Source organism: Halalkalibacter alkalisediminis, from assembly GCF_028610705.1.
Classification (GTDB): Bacteria; Bacillota; Bacilli; order Bacillales; family Bacillaceae_D; genus Halalkalibacter; species Halalkalibacter alkalisediminis.
On sequence record NZ_JAQQWT010000057.1, the window covers coordinates 1 to 15,236 of the forward strand.

Genomic DNA, 15,236 nt, shown 5'->3' on the forward strand with positions numbered 1-15,236 from the left:
ACCCCATATTCCATCTCCCCATTTACTAATTTAATTGGTGCGTTGCGATAGTTCTTCTTATTAAACATTAGCACCCGTTACTTTAAGTACAATAGTTCACAAACTCATATCTATGCTACTATTTAATACAACAAAAAGGCTCCAAGGTAAGAGCCTTTTGTATAGTTTATCTTTTAAATCCACCTTCTGAATGAATAATCTGACCTGTAATCCAATCTGCTTCATCACTCACTAGAAATTTAATGGTTTTTGCAACATCTTTCGGTTCCCCCATTCTACCAAAAGGAAACATCGGTTTTAATTGAGTTTTTATTTCCTCTGTCATCCAGCCAGTATCAGTTGGACCTGGATTTATTGCATTGACTGTTATACCTAACGGGGCTAGTTCAGCCGACAATGTAATAGTTAGAGCATCAACAGCTCCCTTTGTTGTTGCATATGCTAACTCACCAGGCATTGGTCCTTGAAACTGACCTGAAGTAATATTGACTATTCTTCCACCAGATTTCTTATCAAACCTTTGAGCAAATATACCACTCAATAATGTCGTCGCACGAACATTTACCATGTAATGTTTATCTAATACTTCGGCAGTCAAATTAGAAAAATCGTTGTTAGTTGAGTATGCTGCGTTATTAATTAAAATATCAGGATAGCCAAGTTGGTCAACAACACTTATTAGAAGTCGTTCAGGTGCATCTTGTTCAGTTAAATCTAACTCCATACATGACACCTTAACTCCTTTTTGCATTAATTCTTCTTTTAACTTTAATGGTTCATCTAATTTAATACTCCAAGGCATTTTTTTATCATATTCCGTCCAATAAGTAAAAAAGATATGATAACTCGTTTCAGCTAACTCCTTACAAATAGCTGCTCCAATCCCTTTCAGACGGCTTACACCTGTAATAATTGCAATTTTATCTTTTAATTGGTTCATTATAATATTCCTCCAAAATGAAGGACGCATAAATAAGGTCAACAGGAGATATAATTGTCCCACTAAAAAGCCAGACACACAAAAGATATCCATCCTTTAAAAAGGGTTTTTGAAACCAAACAATGCAGTCCTTGAATGATTATAGATAGTCAATGAGAGTAAAAATTAATCTATCCAATTTCTAATCATTACAAGTTCATCCACATTAGAATCTTTATCCCCTTTCAATATATCTCCACTATTTTATTTTAACAAAAAAAGGAAAATATCACAAAATTAAATTTAAGTGTAATTTGATGTTGTTCTAATTCAAGTAACCTGACCTTCAATAAGAGAAGGAGCAGTAGCATTGACAACTCCTTGTTCCACTCTCGCACCCGATTGCGGAATATTGAAATTGCAAAAAAGCTACAAAAAATGGCTCCTTAGTTATTTTAGTAAAGCCTCCGTTAGCAAAAAATAAAAGTTTAACATTATCCTCATATTGAGACGCTTCAATTCCAAATTGATGATAATAAAACTACTTAATAGAAGCTGCTATTTGAAGCATTTCTTCTTCACTTATATCTGAACCAATATTTTCAATACTATAACTCACTCCATCATCAACCCAAATAATTTTAATATCTTCATTTTCTACCGAACGTCCAATATAACCTTGGTTCTGATTTATCATTATTGGTTCTACTGAAAAATAATAAAAGAATCCCATTTCCATTAAAGAAGCATCTATAACAAAATAAAATTCATCATTTTTTGAATAAAAAAAACGTATGATGCTATCCCTTTTTCCCTCACCTAAAATAACAGCACGGTCAAATATAACAGATTCAGGTACATCATAAAGAGCTTTCGTTTCAAAAGGGACCGCGACAAGTGCTTCTTCTAAATCTTTATACCAAGTTCTATCAGATTTATTAAGCGGTGAGAGAAAAATTAAATAACCAATGACTAATAAAGAAAATATGAAAATTATCCAATTCTTTCTACTGAGTTTAGGAATACGAATCAAATTTTACCACCTAGAAATTTTATTTTTAAAATTATTATAAGTCAGCATTACATTTAAAAGTAGTGGTGGTATTTTCCAGCTCAATCGCTCATACTCATACTTTAATTTTAAGAGAGAAGGCTTAAGTCAATGCAGAGATTGCAATAAAAGCGACACCAGAGCTCCTCTTTTTGTCATTCTGTTCCCCTCCCTTTTATACCGAATTAACCTGCTCTATAGTTTAAGTGCACTTCTTCACAATCTCTTCTAAAATATTCATTTATTTTAAAATTGAGTTACTCAACAATCTGGCCTTTTTCATGAAGAAAGACGTTTTCCTTATTTCAGAAAAGCGCCCGATTGTGAACTGCACCCCGATTGTTAGACACAACTAACAATTGGAGGTGCAGTTTTTTTATGGCTAAATATACTTTTGATGAAAAACTATCGGCAGTTACAAGATAGTTAGAGGGGACAGTAAGTGAACCTATCCCTAGTACTTTTGTAAAATTCATTTTGGAGAATTTTTTTGTCATAAAACGTAATCGTCAAATAATCCCCACCTAAAGATGGGGATTATTTGACGATTACACGGAAGAGTTAATGCAATGAACTGGAATGATTAAGTAGAGCTTACTTGAGGTTTTGAGAAGACTTAACAAAATTTGAGTAAAGTACACGGTATTCAGCATCAGTTAACTTGCGTTTAAGCTTTGATTCAAAAAGTTTAACAATTTCTGCAAAAGTTGGTTTCATGGAAAAACACTCCTTCTCTTTTGTAGTAGCCAAAATTTGACATAACACAATAAGATATAGTGTATTATTTCACATGAATGGTTATTCCTTTTTTTGAAAATTATGTATTACATGGTTCATCACGAACTCTATAGAATAAATCAATTAACCATGTACGGAAGCTCTCACTCCAAATGTGAAGGCTTTTCGGACAAATTGTCATCTCTTAACGTGGAAGATCTCGGTTGCGGTGTTTCATGTATTTAGCGGCCATGAGTCTTATCATCAATAACCCTGAATTCAAGCAGCTTCATACCCACAATGTCCAAGTAAAAAAGACAAAATGGCAAAATGGGCTATGTTTAGAATAACGAATACAATGAAAGAAACGAATATAATTGTTAATATCGTCTTCATTTTACCTTTTTTATCTGCTTCTCATCAAAAAAATCCTCTGAGTGTTCATTCATGTAGATACCTCCACTTCTTTTGAAATTCTTTTCTTGCCCTAAATAAATATGTCCTAATCGTTTCTTCCTTCATTCCCAGTAATAATGAGATTTCTCTATAACTAAGTTCAAATTCATATTTTAATACAAGAAGTTGTTTAAAGACTTCTTGTATACGTTCTAAAGTAATGGTGATTTCATGATTCATTACAATATTTAAGACACGAGATTCTGTATCTTGGTCATTCGCAAAATTATTCCAGAAGCGATGATCATCAATCGAAAAAAGAACTTCGAATAAGAAAAACATAGGGAGATTTTAGTCTTCCTATGTTTTCATTCATATTATTTATCTGTTTGTTTTTGCTTCTTTTTCAAATACTCCGCACGTATTTTTTCAAGTTGCTGCTTTTTATCAAATTTGGCAAGCGTCTGTTTTTCATGAAATTTTGTCACAGCTACCTGACCTTTGGCATCCAATTGATATTTTCCCACTTTGTTCACCTACTTTTCTTGTCTTTAAAGAGAATCTATTCAACAAATATAATATACCTTATTTTACTGAAGTAAACCTTATTACTTTATTAGTGTACTGATAACTTTGCATACCTCAGTAAAAACAATAAAAACTTAGTAAAATAATTCATCGCCAAATGGTATTCATTTCATTGCTATAATCAAAATAAAATGCCTTGACACTTGCATAAGCCTTAATAATTCTATTTCTTGTTTGTTCAGCTCTCTTCTAAAGGTCCAATTGTTCGGTAAATACGTTTTAAAATATTAAAACTTATTAAGTCTACTCCATCTTTTAAATGGTTCTTAATACTAATAACCATTACGTTCTCGATGATTTCAAATTTAGGTTTCTGAGGGGAAATATTGTTTTTTTGCAAAGTCTTTTTACTACTCGTTTAAAAAAATCTACATCCCCAATATTTTCCTCCAAAAAATCCCCCTTGTTATTAACTTTTCTACTTATATCTATCTTAACCCAAATATTACCTTATTCAACTAACCTTTCTTGTTAAAGCATCGCCGCCCATTAATTTAAATGCATCCCTTCACATTTTTTTAAACATAAAATATGAATGAAGTCTAAATAAATGCTTAATGTTAAGCTCTAATCTACCTCATACAAATAATCAATTAAAATTAGGAGCAGTGATACCAGCCAGAATTATTAAAAGGGATATGGAAGCAACAATGGCTGGTTTTATCGATGCTGTATCGTCTTTTACTAAAGAAGAAATTGCATAAACCAATGAAAAAATAAAAACAAATGGCCAGACAAACCAAGTCCAATAATAGAATATACCTATACCTTGCATCAAACCAATTAACATACAATTTTCCTCCCCTCTTATTGACTGTACTTTTATGCAAACCTGCCCGTACTTCAACAATTGAAGGAACTTCAATTAATGCTACCCGTTAGAGCTTAATTACTATGTTGTCTTTTTTGATAGTAATTACCGATAAAATAGCTACAAATTAATCCGAGAATAAAAGGTATTACTGAACCTCCTGCTTCAAACCCAGTTGAAGTTTCTTCGTAAAAACTAAACATGAACAATTTAATTTCAAACAAATATCCAATCAATAAAAGTAAACTGCTTACAATGGTAAATGATAGTAGACCTACAAATACTGTTCTTAACAAATCTACACCTTCCTTTTCTAAATTTTAACATTTACAGTATATATTCATTTTACTCCCCTTCTTATTCTCTTTAAATCGAGTTATCTCTTTTATTCAGTCTTCTTCAAGAATTCTGCTTCGTTAGCGCAAGAAGGCAAAAACAGGAGCTGTCAACATTTCCGTTTCCCACCTCCTTTTTCACTATCCATACAATTCTTAAATACGTTTTGACCTATTCTATTTCTATTCAAATCTTAACCCTTATTCCATTTAATTTTTGGGATTAAAGTGTTAAAAAAATCCCCTTATTGTAGAAACCTGCCTAATAGTTGAAGAAGCTTGTTCCACAATCTGGCCCTATACATAAAGAAAGAGCGCAATTCTTATTCCAGAAACGTTTAGCGATAGGAAACGGAATCCGTTATGGGTAGTAGCGCCTCTTTTTTTATCATTTTTATAAACATTTGTCAGAACGTGTCGATATATGATGTGAGTCATACGAAAGAGCAAAGTCAGCGAAAGTTGATGACGCAAAGCTATAGGGGCTTCATTGGCCAAGCCACTATGCCAGCCAGCTGCCGAAAAGAGCGTCCTTGTGTGCTCCATTATTTTGTTGGAGGATGATATCAAATGTTTTTAACACCCGAACAGCTTCACCGCAAAAAACAAATCAAGAAGTTCATAATCACCTTAGTCTTATCCATTATGGGTATTTCAGTAGCGGTTGCCTTATCTGTATTACTTGGAAACCTATAGGTTCATCAAAAAAAGGATTCTCTCAAATCATTTGAGCGAATCCTTTTTTACTAGTGTAGTCGCTTCGCTCCTAGATAACGAGGCGCCCAGTAGCTATTGTTCATACTTGCAATCGTTACACCTGTGGACGAACCGCTGTGAACGAATTGATTATTTCCAATATAAATTCCATTATGAGATGGTCCCTTTGAAACCGTCTCAAAGAAGACAATGTCTCCTACAGCCAGTTTATCGACCGATTTCCCTGCATTCCATTGCTGGGCAACGGTACGTGGAATCGAAAGGCCTTGTTGTCTAAACACATACTGAATCAAGCCACTGCAGTCAAACCCCGCTGTCGTTTGTCCTCCCCAAAGGTAAGGAACACCAATATAAGTCGCTGCTTCGGCTACTAAGTTGGTCACAAGTGCGGCACTGCCACTGCCTGAGCGCGATGGCTCAGCTGTTGTTGATTTACTAGCTTGAGCGGTAGTGGTCTTAGTTGCTGATGGATTGGTTGCCACCTCTTGTAATTTCTTAATCGTATTGGGACCTGCTACCCCGTCAACTGCTAAGTTATGTAAACGTTGAAAGCTTCGCACTGAAGTCGCCGTTTCTTGCCCGTAATAGCCTGTAGGTTCGCGGTCAAAGAGACCAACTGAACGAAGCTGTGCTTGAAGATTGGTAACCGCTGCTCCACTATTTCCAACACGTAGAAGGGAACTCGTAACTGAATGATTAGAGTTTGTCTGCTCAGGTAATGGTTCATTAATTAATTGAGCAATCGTTTGTGGACCCGCAATTCCATCGACTTGTAGTCCATTCGCACGTTGAAAGTTACGAACAGCTGCTTCTGTCATTTGGCCAAATTGCCCCGTAATCGTATGGGTATAAAACCCTTTTTGCTTTAGTTTCTGTTGAAGTTGTTCCACCTGGGTTCCTTTTGAACCGAATCTTAACATCCCTTGGATAGTCGAGTTCGTAGAGTTACTTCCAGTAGACGTTGTCGTTGAAGTTTTCGTAGGAGCTTGTCCGCCCATTTGAGCTAATAAAGTCGATAATGTTTGTGGACCCGCTATCCCGTCCACCTGTAAACGATTCTTTCTTTGAAACTCTCTAACTGCACTCTCCGTGATGGAACCATAATAACCAGTTGAATTCCCAAAGTTAAAGAATCCCTTTTTCGCTAGTGCATCCTGTAAATCTCTTACATCTGTATCAGTCATCCCTACACGTAGGGTTTGATCACCGAGTGCTGCATCTGCAACGAGGGGAGTGGCTAGTATAATTCCCGTCGCAAATGTAGAAGAAATGACAACCTTTCGAACTGTTGACGCTTCTATCATCTACAGAAGACCTCCTCTTTCACCAAAATACCAACTTTTTCTTAATTCTACCTTGCATTGGATAGATTTACTAGTCATTTTCTTATACTATTTTGTCAGATTCACTGTTTTTTCAGATCGAAACGATTCTTTTTTATTTTAGATATCCACAATAACTTCCAAAGAACCCCGCACTTTTTCCTCATTCGACTAAAGTTGACAAACTAAGACTCTTTTCGTTCTTGATCAAGAACGAAAAGAGTCTTATAATACTAGTTATAAAGAAACGTACGATGTATATAGAGTTTATTATTTTGGTAGATTGGAGTTGTGAGAGATGCCTTTAATCAGTGTCAAACCAGTATGGACCCCACTTGCTCTCATTGGAGAGAAACTTTTAAAAGATACGGAAGACCGCTATTACATCAAATTTTGGCGTGGAGAGTTAAAGAAGATCGGTTAACCTTCATAGGATTCTATCCGTAATGACTAACTAGCTAGTCATTACGAATGGAATTTCATTACAGCCAGGGGCATCTCACTTATGTGGGAACCGTGGCTTTTTATTGTATAAAGTATATGGTTAAGCTTTTAACAAATAATCATGTATAATCGTCTTTGGGTGATGATCATGACGAAGACTAGACTTTGGTGGTGCGCTGCGCTTCTTTGGTGCATCGGTATTGCCATAGCCACTAGACAGCCCTTTTTTACGGGGGATGCAACGGAAGAACTATTAACGAATCCTTTATTTGATTCTGCTATCTTAAACTACTATGCAAGGAAATTGGTTCATCTTACGGCATTTGGATTATTAGCGATCTTTTTTTGGCTGGCATTAGAAGGCAAGGAAAAGCGATATCTCTTTGCTTGGTTACTTGCCACTCTTTACGGAGCCATCGATGAATGGCATCAGTCCTTTATACCGGAACGCTCTGGTTTAGTATCAGATGTGGCCATTGATTCAATCGGTGCCCTCCTTGCTTTACTTGTTGTATATGGGGTACAGAGAAGAAAAGCGTGACAATTCAAACATGAGCGGGGTCGGTTGTGAGGTAGAAAAATAGGACAAATGGGATACTAATGAGCATAGATATTAGTATCTTTTTTTGTTTCCCCTATGAACTCTTATTATGAATAAAACAAAATTATGAAAAATATAAAGTCGGATTAGACCTTACTCCTAACAATGACCCACGCTTATCGGATGTTATCTATTACTTTTTTCAAACTCCTTCAGTTTTTCCCTAATACATTTCACCATGAGATCATTTCTTTCTGCTATAAAAATGCCCTTTGCAATCTTATAAAAATCATAAGCATTAGCCTTTTTATTCATAAACGAATAATTATAACCAATTTGATAATATAACTCTCCTAGACATACTAACGAACGTATTTTTATCGCTAGATTGATTCCTTTCTCACAGATCCGTAATGACTCTCTTAATTGATTATTTCTTGTTAAGACCTTTGCATAATTATAATAAACTTTTAATTGGATTGATTTATCCAATAAAACAGGCAATTTCTTTATCGTATTTAAGGCTTCTTTAAAAATCGTTATAGCAGATTGAATATCATTAATTTCTGCATAGATGATTCCCAAACTATTTAGCATTTCTACATGAGTCATAGTTACAGATTTATTGTTTAAAGATTCATCTAATGAATCTTTGAGTACTTTGATGGAAATTACAGGATCTGAATCCAAGTAATAAATACAAATCCCCATGTGCCATTTGATAAACAACTGAAGTTCGGTTGAATTAAATAAAGGATTATTTTGTTCAGACTCTAATAGTTTTTTAAGGTTTTCATAGTTTCTATTTCGAACTTCTAATTGAACCAAACTTTTAAATGCGCTAATGTAATATTCATTTTCAGTAGATAATACGTTCAAGAAATAAGTCATATCCACCCCTAACTTAATGGCAATTTGATTTAGAACATAAACCGTAGGAATGGTTCTTCCTTTTTCAATATGACTTATTAACGATTGGTGACAAATTCCGCTAGCCAATTCTATTTGTGAAAGCTTTAAACTCTTCCTTAGTTGTTTTACCTTTTCACCAACAGTTAGCATACCTGTCGTCATCATTTCGACTCCTTTCAGAAATATTAATATATTAATAATTATGTTTAAAAACAGTTATTACAGGCTTGGTAACTCGTTTATCCTCTTCTACTCAACTAGCCTGAAAACGCAGAATATATGAGTATTCACTATGATGTATTTATAAAAGAAAAAGGAGAATATGACAATGAAAAAATTGAAATTAATTCTAATATTAGTAACCATGACGTTATCACTTTCGTTCATTTATCCAGATTTAACCAATACGTTAGAAGATTTTCAGACTAACGAATTACCATTTCATCATTGATCTAAAAAAGAATAAGTAAATAAACCTATTCATTTTACTTAGATCATTAAGTTATGAATAGGTTTATTTTTTATTCTTATTTCTACAACGATTGTTACGATTATGGATCTATTGTTTTCTCTTTAGAAATTTGTAAAAGGGAGTAATTTTTTTGTCTTACGTTCCCCACTGAAGAAAATAGGTGTATGATCCTCTTTATCTTCAAAGACAAAGTGAGGTTCATCGTATTCAACTATTTTATCTGTTAAATGGGTACCCTCTATTATATACCTCTTGGAACATACTTGTTCATAAAAAAATAATTTTTTCGAAATCTAGGTCGTTTACTAAGATATCTGGATCTTTTACTATGAACACAACTAGTTCGACTGTATCAGGAGAGGCTTTTACTGATAACGGTAGGTCCTAAATAAAAAAGGAAGAGACGTAATCATTTCAACTTAACACCTAGTAACATTGAAATCTATTGTTTTTTTACTATATGAATATCTTCATAGATTTAGAGGATTATGCACTAGTCATACCCTTAAACTATTAAATGACTACGTACTACAGTAGGTGGTGGAGTAGGGCCATTCAAGGTTTTATGATAAAAAAGGGTAAAAAAGAGGCAGAAAAACTTATACTAGAACTGTCATCAGTTGTTACATGCTTGGGGAGCATCGAAGTTAGCTTAGGGGATGCCGTAGCGTTAAGGAAAAATAGGACAAACGTGATACTAATGACCATAGATATGAGGATCTCTTTTTTTGTTGATTTTAGTAAAGTCTTTTCCTGTCCTAATAGATAAATGACAAACAAAGTCGCTCTTGTCTGTGGAGCAGATTGCTGCCATTTAGGGTGTTAAACGGCTATTCGCGTTATGCTTGCGATGCTAAGGTTCAACTAACGACAAGGTGCAGGTTCGTTTAATCATAAGACGGATCATTGTTTGGAAGAATCATACTTCTCCTATGGCTTATGCTGTGTTGCGGATCATTAAGTAGTTTAAACAAAATTCAATGATGTTATAAGAATATAAATAAAGGTATACGTGCATGATAACCATCGGGGCTTAACGTCCTCAAATAATAATCTGGAGGCTATTACTTATGAATCAACAAAATCAAAACCAATCATTACAGTCAGCTGAACAAGCTTTACAACAAGCAGAGCAAGCGGCACAGCAGGCCCAATCGGCTGGGAATCAACAGCAGCTTCAACAAGCTCAACAAGCCGTGCAGCAGGCTCAACAGCAACTTCAACAAGCTCAACAACAGCAACAGCAACAAACTACACAACAGTCACAACAAGGAGTAACCTCCATCACAACTACAACCACAACCACAAAATAACCAAAGTGCCAAACAACCACTCATTAAGTGATTGAATGTAGCACAAGATCGATGCATGTTATTCTGCTAAAACTCTGAAGCAATTTTTGATGAACAAGATCCATTATAGAAATAGTAGCACCTCTATGTTCCGAGGTGCTTTTTTATCACTTTTGTTACGTAATAGAGAGGCAATATAACCGTTTCTGATTTAGATGTGGCTTAATAATGATCTCAGAACAAAATACTTGTTGGGCAGAGGAAGAGAATCTGCCCAACAGAGACAGACGCTCGTCACAATCAAATAGGATGATAGGTTCCTGAAATCCCGTCAACCATTAAGTTGGGATAGCCTTCTTCCTTATGGCTAGGAGTGACAATCCAAAATGGACGGTAAAACAGTGCTTGATTGACCAATTGTACTTGCGGCATGGACACGAACTTCAGTTTAAGTGAAGCCGTGTGGAAAAGATATTCGTTAGCTTTATCGTAGGCGGCTTCAACCGTTAGTGATGGGCGCAAGCCGTCTTTCTCTGGGATTTCCCCTCTATATAAAGATGGTTTTTGATCAATCATGGCGCCTCGTCCACTAATCGAATCGACGGTACAACCGATATTGCCTTTTAACCTCATTAATCCTTTAGCGTTCATTTTAAATTCAAAGAGGTAATAAGGATAGTAAACTAAGCCTTCCAATGTATATGGTAAGTTGCGGTCGATGCTTTTTAAAAGTTTTACAATTTCGTTTGCTTCAAAGGTTTGGGTTTGAATGAGCACTTGTTCCATCTCTGTTTACCCCTTTAAGAGATCGACTTGATTTTTACGGTAAAATTCTGAGATGTTTTTGGCTTCTGGTGAAAGTTCACGTGAGATGTTTTTTTGAAGCGTGCGAGATAAGTGACGCGGGCCTTTCGCTTGTTCAAAAGCCTCTTGGATTTTTTGAGAAGGGGTACGACCAAATCGATTCCCCATCACCAATCCTACAATAGACAGAAGCAATCCTGCTAGAAATGGGTGAATGGCCGTTACGGCTTCTAATTCGCCGACTGTCCAGATCACATTGGTTAGACCACCGGCAATCATGGCCGACAAAGCCCCCACATTCGTCGTATTTTTTGAGTACACGGAAGCGATATATGGAATCATGAAACTATTGCCAAGAACTCCAAAAGCGAAGACGACAAGCGCAAAGACAGAAGGTGGTTCATAAATGGCCACAACCACACCGACGATTCCTCCCATTAATATGCAGAGGCGCGAGACGAGGACCATCTTTTTCTGGCTGGCGCTTTTATCGATAAACCGCTGGTAAATATCACGGGATAAAATCGTTCCTGCTTGCATTAATACCGAGTCGGATGTCGACATAATCGCGGCCATGATCGCCGACAATAAAAGGGCGGCAAAAATGCCTGGGAATACCATATAAGCAAGCTCCGGGATGACCATTTCAGGGTCAGCGATATTCGGTAGCATGACGAGAGCGACAATCCCTAATAAATAAGGCGTAAAGGTAAACAGCTGGTTCCAAGTGGCAGAGTAAAGGATGGCTCCCTTGACCGTTTTCGTGCTTTTCATGGACATATGGCGAACAACGACGTGAGGAAGCCCCATATAACCAATGGCATAAATTAAAATGGCACCGAGTACGACTCCCCATTGCCCGTAGTAAACGAGATCTTTTCCCCACACACTTAAGTATGTTGGATCAATGGCAGCAACCGCTTCATTTAAATTCGATAATCCGCCCATTTGCACAAAAGCCATAATGGCAATTCCAACCACCCCGACTACCATGATGATCCCTTGGATAAAGTCGGTCCAGACGACAGCTAAATAGCCCCCGGCTACTGTATACGAGATAATGACGCTAACACCGATCAGCAGGCAGATTTCATAAGGCATTCCCGTTAACATCGTCAATGCTTTTCCAGAGGCGATAAACTGTGCAAAGACGTAAGCCATTAAAAAAATAATGGAAATGATCGATCCCACCACGCGAATCGACGGACTTTCAAAACGTTTTTCAAGATATTCAATCGGTGAAAGCGCCCCAAGAATTTCAGACATTCTCCGCATTCTTTTCCCGAGTACGGACAAGTTAATTATCGAACCCCCAGCATCACCAATGGCGTACCATAACGCATACCACCCTTGTTGAAACGCTAAGGCTGGACCACCCATAAACATATATCCACTCATCGAACTGCTTTGCATGGTTAATGCGGTTACAGCAGGACCTAAGCTTCTGCCGCCTAATAAGTAATTATCAACCGATTTTGACGCCTTTCTTGAAAACCATAACCCCACTGCTAATAAAATCAATAAGTAGCCGATAAATATCATTCCATCCAATCTCATCTCAAAACCTCTCTTCCTATCAAAATAGAACCGCATTCATTTGAATATCGAAATCAAGAAGTATGGTGATGGTTTTTCCTATGACTCGTAGTGCTCTGCTTTATTTTTCCCCTTCTATTTCTTGTTCTTCAAGTTCATCTTCTCTTTTTAATTTAAAATATAAAACAATAGCAAGGACCATCCAGATAAACGGCCAAGGGACTAACAACCAAAACGTTTCAGCAGGAAGATTTAACATGTTATGACCCCTTTCTAATATGAGAATTTAGAACCTTTTTAGACTTTCTCCGTTTTGCTTGCTTATCATGATTCTGTGCTTTTTTACTTCACTCCTAAGCCAAGTGACTCATGAACAGCTCAGTCACTCGTTGGTTAATATTGGTATTTCAGGTCATATAACTCTATTCTAGATAAAAATGACTTATATTACATTAGACAAAGTGTCAAACAGATTTAGGAATTGGTTTGAACATTAAATGAAATCTTTTAATTTATATAGAGCATTTCTTTGTAATGAGGGATGATTTTTTCTTCGCCTAAAATATAAAAGTAAAAATATCCTTAAAATCAATAAACTTTTATTGTAAAACGATAAATCATATGATAAGTTCAATTTGACAATAAATAAGCGAGGTGCTTGTTATGAAACGAAGTTCAACACTCTTTTTAAAGATAGCTGTTATTTTTATTGGCATTCCCGTTCTTGCGTTGTGTCTCTTTTTGTTGCCTCAGATAGCTAATGAAGCAAATGAAGCCGCAGAAAGAGGTTCACATTTGGCTTATGTGGTATATGGCATTTTAATGATTATGTATGTTTCGGCGATCCCCTTTTACTTCGCTTTGTATCAATCCTTTACCCTTTTAAACTATATTGACAAGAACCAAGCTTTCTCTCACATTTCTGTAAAAGCTCTAAAGAAAATCAAAAACTGTGCGATCACAATCAGTGGCTTGTATGTGATCGCCATACCATTCATCTATATCATGGCGGAGGTAGATGACGCACCGGGTCTCATCCTCATCGGAATGGTCATGATTTTTGCTCCCCTGGTGATTGCTGTCTTTGCGGCTGTTCTTCAAAGACTTTTACAAGAAGCCATCGAAATAAAATCAGAGAACGACTTAATAGTCTGAGGTGAATGACATGGCAATCATAATCAATATTGATGTGATGTTGGCTAAAAGGAAAATGAGCGTAACAGAACTTTCGGAGAGGGTTGGAATCACCATGGCTAACCTTTCTATATTGAAAAACGGAAAGGCAAAAGCGATTCGCTTATCCACTTTAGAGGCGATTTGTAAGGCGTTAGAATGTCAGCCTGGAGATATTTTAGAATACCGAAGTGATGAAGACACCATAAAGTAAGAATATTTAACATGGGAAAATGGAGGCACAAATCATGAGAGCACTCAAACAACTCGTTCGTTTTGGTTGGGAGCAGGTCCTATCCTGTTTGAAGCGGTTCATATCGCAGGAAAAAATGTAAAAGTCACCCCCCACTGGTTCCGTCATACGTTTGTAACTCTTCTGCTGGAGAATGATGTTCCTCTAGCAGTGGTAAAGGATTGGGCAGGCCATTCGGATATTTCAACCACTAATATATACTTAGAACGGGTGCATCAGGATAATTCGCATGTTCATTTAAAAAAAGTAAATTTGTTTAGATGATCCTATTTTTTGTGAATAATTTTCATTTGCTAAAAGTAGGGCGCACCAATCAAAGCCACCCGTGACAAGGTGATTTGCTCTACGGCTGAAAGCCTTTGTTACTAACCAAACCCTAAAGGGCTACTGAACGGTTTGCCAATTGTACTACTTTTACTGGCCAGACCTTGCAGGTAGAAAATGATCAAACTTTTTTATAAATCTGCTGGATAAGAATCCATTTTGATCAATCTTTTCAAAATGGATTCTTTTTTTATTATTCCCTCACATGATAATTAGTTTATTTAGAGTATTTGTCAGTCATAGACCATGCATTTTAACAATTACCAAAAGAATGTATTTATTATTCATGGGAAATAATCCACACATTCTATTTGTTTTTTCATAATGTAACTATGAAAAAAGGAGTGTTGTCCATGAAGCTATCTTTTGCTGAAGTTGTTAAACATTTTGAATCAAAGCTTAACCGCAAACTAACGGATGTTGAATACCGTATACTTTACTCAAATTTTGTTAAGTCTTCTAAGAACCTCAAGTAATCGTTCCTTATCTTTTCCCAGTCCATAACATTAATCCTTCAATTTCGGATTTTTCCCGATTGTAATATGTAGATTTTGATACTATGTCAAGAAAATGGACACATTGAATTGAGATTTTCTTTTTCTCCTACCGCGCTTTGCTTGCTGACCACT

At 36.1% G+C, this 15,236-nt stretch carries 19 protein-coding genes, 1 pseudogene and 1 riboswitch; of the genes and pseudogenes, 9 read left to right on the forward strand and 11 right to left on the reverse strand.

All coding sequences use genetic code 11. The features are described from left to right. Positions 1-166 precede the first annotated feature (166 nt). The 3 genes from PQ474_RS24510 to PQ474_RS24520 form a co-directional block, all read right to left on the reverse strand. The gene (locus tag PQ474_RS24510; RefSeq protein WP_273848201.1) at positions 167-940 is read right to left on the reverse strand and encodes an SDR family oxidoreductase; all 774 of its coding nucleotides are present in this window, start codon (positions 938-940) and stop codon (positions 167-169) included. A gap of 520 nt (positions 941-1,460) precedes the next feature. Then, the gene (locus PQ474_RS24515) at positions 1,461-1,952 is read right to left on the reverse strand and encodes a DUF4367 domain-containing protein (RefSeq protein WP_273848202.1); all 492 of its coding nucleotides are present in this window, start codon (positions 1,950-1,952) and stop codon (positions 1,461-1,463) included. 612 nt (positions 1,953-2,564) lie between these two features. Next, positions 2,565-2,687 carry a hypothetical protein gene (locus PQ474_RS24520; RefSeq protein ID WP_273848203.1) on the reverse strand — a complete coding sequence of 41 codons (123 nt, stop codon included), beginning with the start codon at positions 2,685-2,687 and terminating at the stop codon, positions 2,565-2,567. A gap of 188 nt (positions 2,688-2,875) precedes the next feature. Between PQ474_RS24520 and PQ474_RS24525 the strand changes: the two are divergent. Then, positions 2,876-3,010, forward strand: a pseudogene (locus tag PQ474_RS24525) (IS110 family RNA-guided transposase); the annotation flags it as partial. 118 nt (positions 3,011-3,128) lie between these two features. Here the strand turns inward: PQ474_RS24525 and PQ474_RS24530 are convergent. The 3 genes from PQ474_RS24530 to PQ474_RS24540 all read right to left on the reverse strand — a co-directional run bounded on the left by PQ474_RS24530 (position 3,129) and on the right by PQ474_RS24540 (position 4,461). After that, entirely contained in the window at positions 3,129-3,425 is a 297-nt protein-coding gene (locus PQ474_RS24530; protein WP_273848204.1) for an RNA polymerase sigma factor, read from the reverse strand. Positions 3,426-3,460: 35 nt separating this feature from the next. Then, a complete protein-coding gene (locus PQ474_RS24535; RefSeq protein ID WP_273848205.1) occupies positions 3,461-3,610 on the reverse strand; it encodes a hypothetical protein in 150 nt (49 codons plus the stop codon). 650 nt (positions 3,611-4,260) lie between these two features. Next, complete coding sequence (locus tag PQ474_RS24540; protein WP_273848206.1) at positions 4,261-4,461, reverse strand: hypothetical protein; 201 nt, start codon at positions 4,459-4,461, stop codon at positions 4,261-4,263. A gap of 791 nt (positions 4,462-5,252) precedes the next feature. Beyond that, positions 5,253-5,340, forward strand: a riboswitch (cyclic di-GMP riboswitch). Positions 5,341-5,387: 47 nt separating this feature from the next. Between PQ474_RS24540 and PQ474_RS24545 the strand changes: the two genes are divergently transcribed. Next, entirely contained in the window at positions 5,388-5,513 is a 126-nt protein-coding gene (locus PQ474_RS24545) for a hypothetical protein (protein ID WP_273848207.1), read from the forward strand. A gap of 50 nt (positions 5,514-5,563) precedes the next feature. On the opposite strand, the gene PQ474_RS24550 is transcribed toward PQ474_RS24545, so the two are convergent. Further along, positions 5,564-6,838, reverse strand: coding sequence for a C40 family peptidase (locus PQ474_RS24550; RefSeq protein WP_273848208.1), 1,275 nt, complete (start codon positions 6,836-6,838; stop codon positions 5,564-5,566). Between the two features lie 316 nt (positions 6,839-7,154). Between PQ474_RS24550 and PQ474_RS24555 the strand changes: the two genes are divergently transcribed. Next, complete coding sequence (locus PQ474_RS24555; RefSeq protein WP_273848209.1) at positions 7,155-7,280, forward strand: hypothetical protein; 126 nt, start codon at positions 7,155-7,157, stop codon at positions 7,278-7,280. A 168-nt stretch (positions 7,281-7,448) separates the two neighbouring features. Next, positions 7,449-7,841: a VanZ family protein gene (locus PQ474_RS24560; protein ID WP_273848210.1), complete on the forward strand. Its 393-nt coding sequence runs from the start codon at positions 7,449-7,451 to the stop codon at positions 7,839-7,841. 186 nt (positions 7,842-8,027) lie between these two features. Here PQ474_RS24560 and PQ474_RS24565 read toward each other — a convergent pair whose 3' ends face one another. Then, complete coding sequence (locus tag PQ474_RS24565) at positions 8,028-8,915, reverse strand: helix-turn-helix domain-containing protein (RefSeq protein ID WP_273848211.1); 888 nt, start codon at positions 8,913-8,915, stop codon at positions 8,028-8,030. A 166-nt stretch (positions 8,916-9,081) separates the two neighbouring features. On the opposite strand from PQ474_RS24565, the gene PQ474_RS24570 reads away from it, so the two are divergent. Both PQ474_RS24570 and PQ474_RS24575 read left to right on the forward strand, forming a co-directional pair. Then, the gene (locus PQ474_RS24570) at positions 9,082-9,204 is read left to right on the forward strand and encodes a hypothetical protein (RefSeq protein ID WP_273848212.1); all 123 of its coding nucleotides are present in this window, start codon (positions 9,082-9,084) and stop codon (positions 9,202-9,204) included. A 1,091-nt stretch (positions 9,205-10,295) separates the two neighbouring features. Beyond that, positions 10,296-10,538, forward strand: coding sequence for a hypothetical protein (locus PQ474_RS24575; RefSeq protein ID WP_273848213.1), 243 nt, complete (start codon positions 10,296-10,298; stop codon positions 10,536-10,538). 279 nt (positions 10,539-10,817) lie between these two features. On the opposite strand, the gene PQ474_RS24580 is transcribed toward PQ474_RS24575, so the two are convergent. The 3 genes from PQ474_RS24580 to PQ474_RS24590 form a co-directional block, all read right to left on the reverse strand. After that, positions 10,818-11,303 carry a hypothetical protein gene (locus PQ474_RS24580; protein WP_273848214.1) on the reverse strand — a complete coding sequence of 162 codons (486 nt, stop codon included), beginning with the start codon at positions 11,301-11,303 and terminating at the stop codon, positions 10,818-10,820. 6 nt (positions 11,304-11,309) lie between these two features. Further along, positions 11,310-12,878 (reverse strand): sodium/proline symporter, encoded by a 1,569-nt coding sequence (locus tag PQ474_RS24585; RefSeq protein WP_273848215.1) that lies wholly within the window; start codon positions 12,876-12,878, stop codon positions 11,310-11,312. 100 nt (positions 12,879-12,978) lie between these two features. Further along, positions 12,979-13,116: a hypothetical protein gene (locus PQ474_RS24590; protein WP_273848216.1), complete on the reverse strand. Its 138-nt coding sequence runs from the start codon at positions 13,114-13,116 to the stop codon at positions 12,979-12,981. Between the two features lie 404 nt (positions 13,117-13,520). Between PQ474_RS24590 and PQ474_RS24595 the strand changes: the two genes are divergently transcribed. The 3 genes from PQ474_RS24595 to PQ474_RS24605 all read left to right on the forward strand — a co-directional run bounded on the left by PQ474_RS24595 (position 13,521) and on the right by PQ474_RS24605 (position 14,547). After that, on the forward strand, positions 13,521-14,012 hold the full coding sequence (locus PQ474_RS24595; protein WP_273848217.1) for a DUF2975 domain-containing protein: 492 nt from the start codon (positions 13,521-13,523) through the stop codon (positions 14,010-14,012). 10 nt (positions 14,013-14,022) lie between these two features. Next, positions 14,023-14,244, forward strand: a complete 222-nt coding sequence (locus PQ474_RS24600) for a helix-turn-helix domain-containing protein (RefSeq protein ID WP_273848218.1) — start codon at positions 14,023-14,025, stop codon at positions 14,242-14,244. Between the two features lie 66 nt (positions 14,245-14,310). Next, positions 14,311-14,547, forward strand: a complete 237-nt coding sequence (locus PQ474_RS24605) for a tyrosine-type recombinase/integrase (protein ID WP_273848219.1) — start codon at positions 14,311-14,313, stop codon at positions 14,545-14,547. The last annotated feature ends 689 nt before the right edge of the window (positions 14,548-15,236 follow it).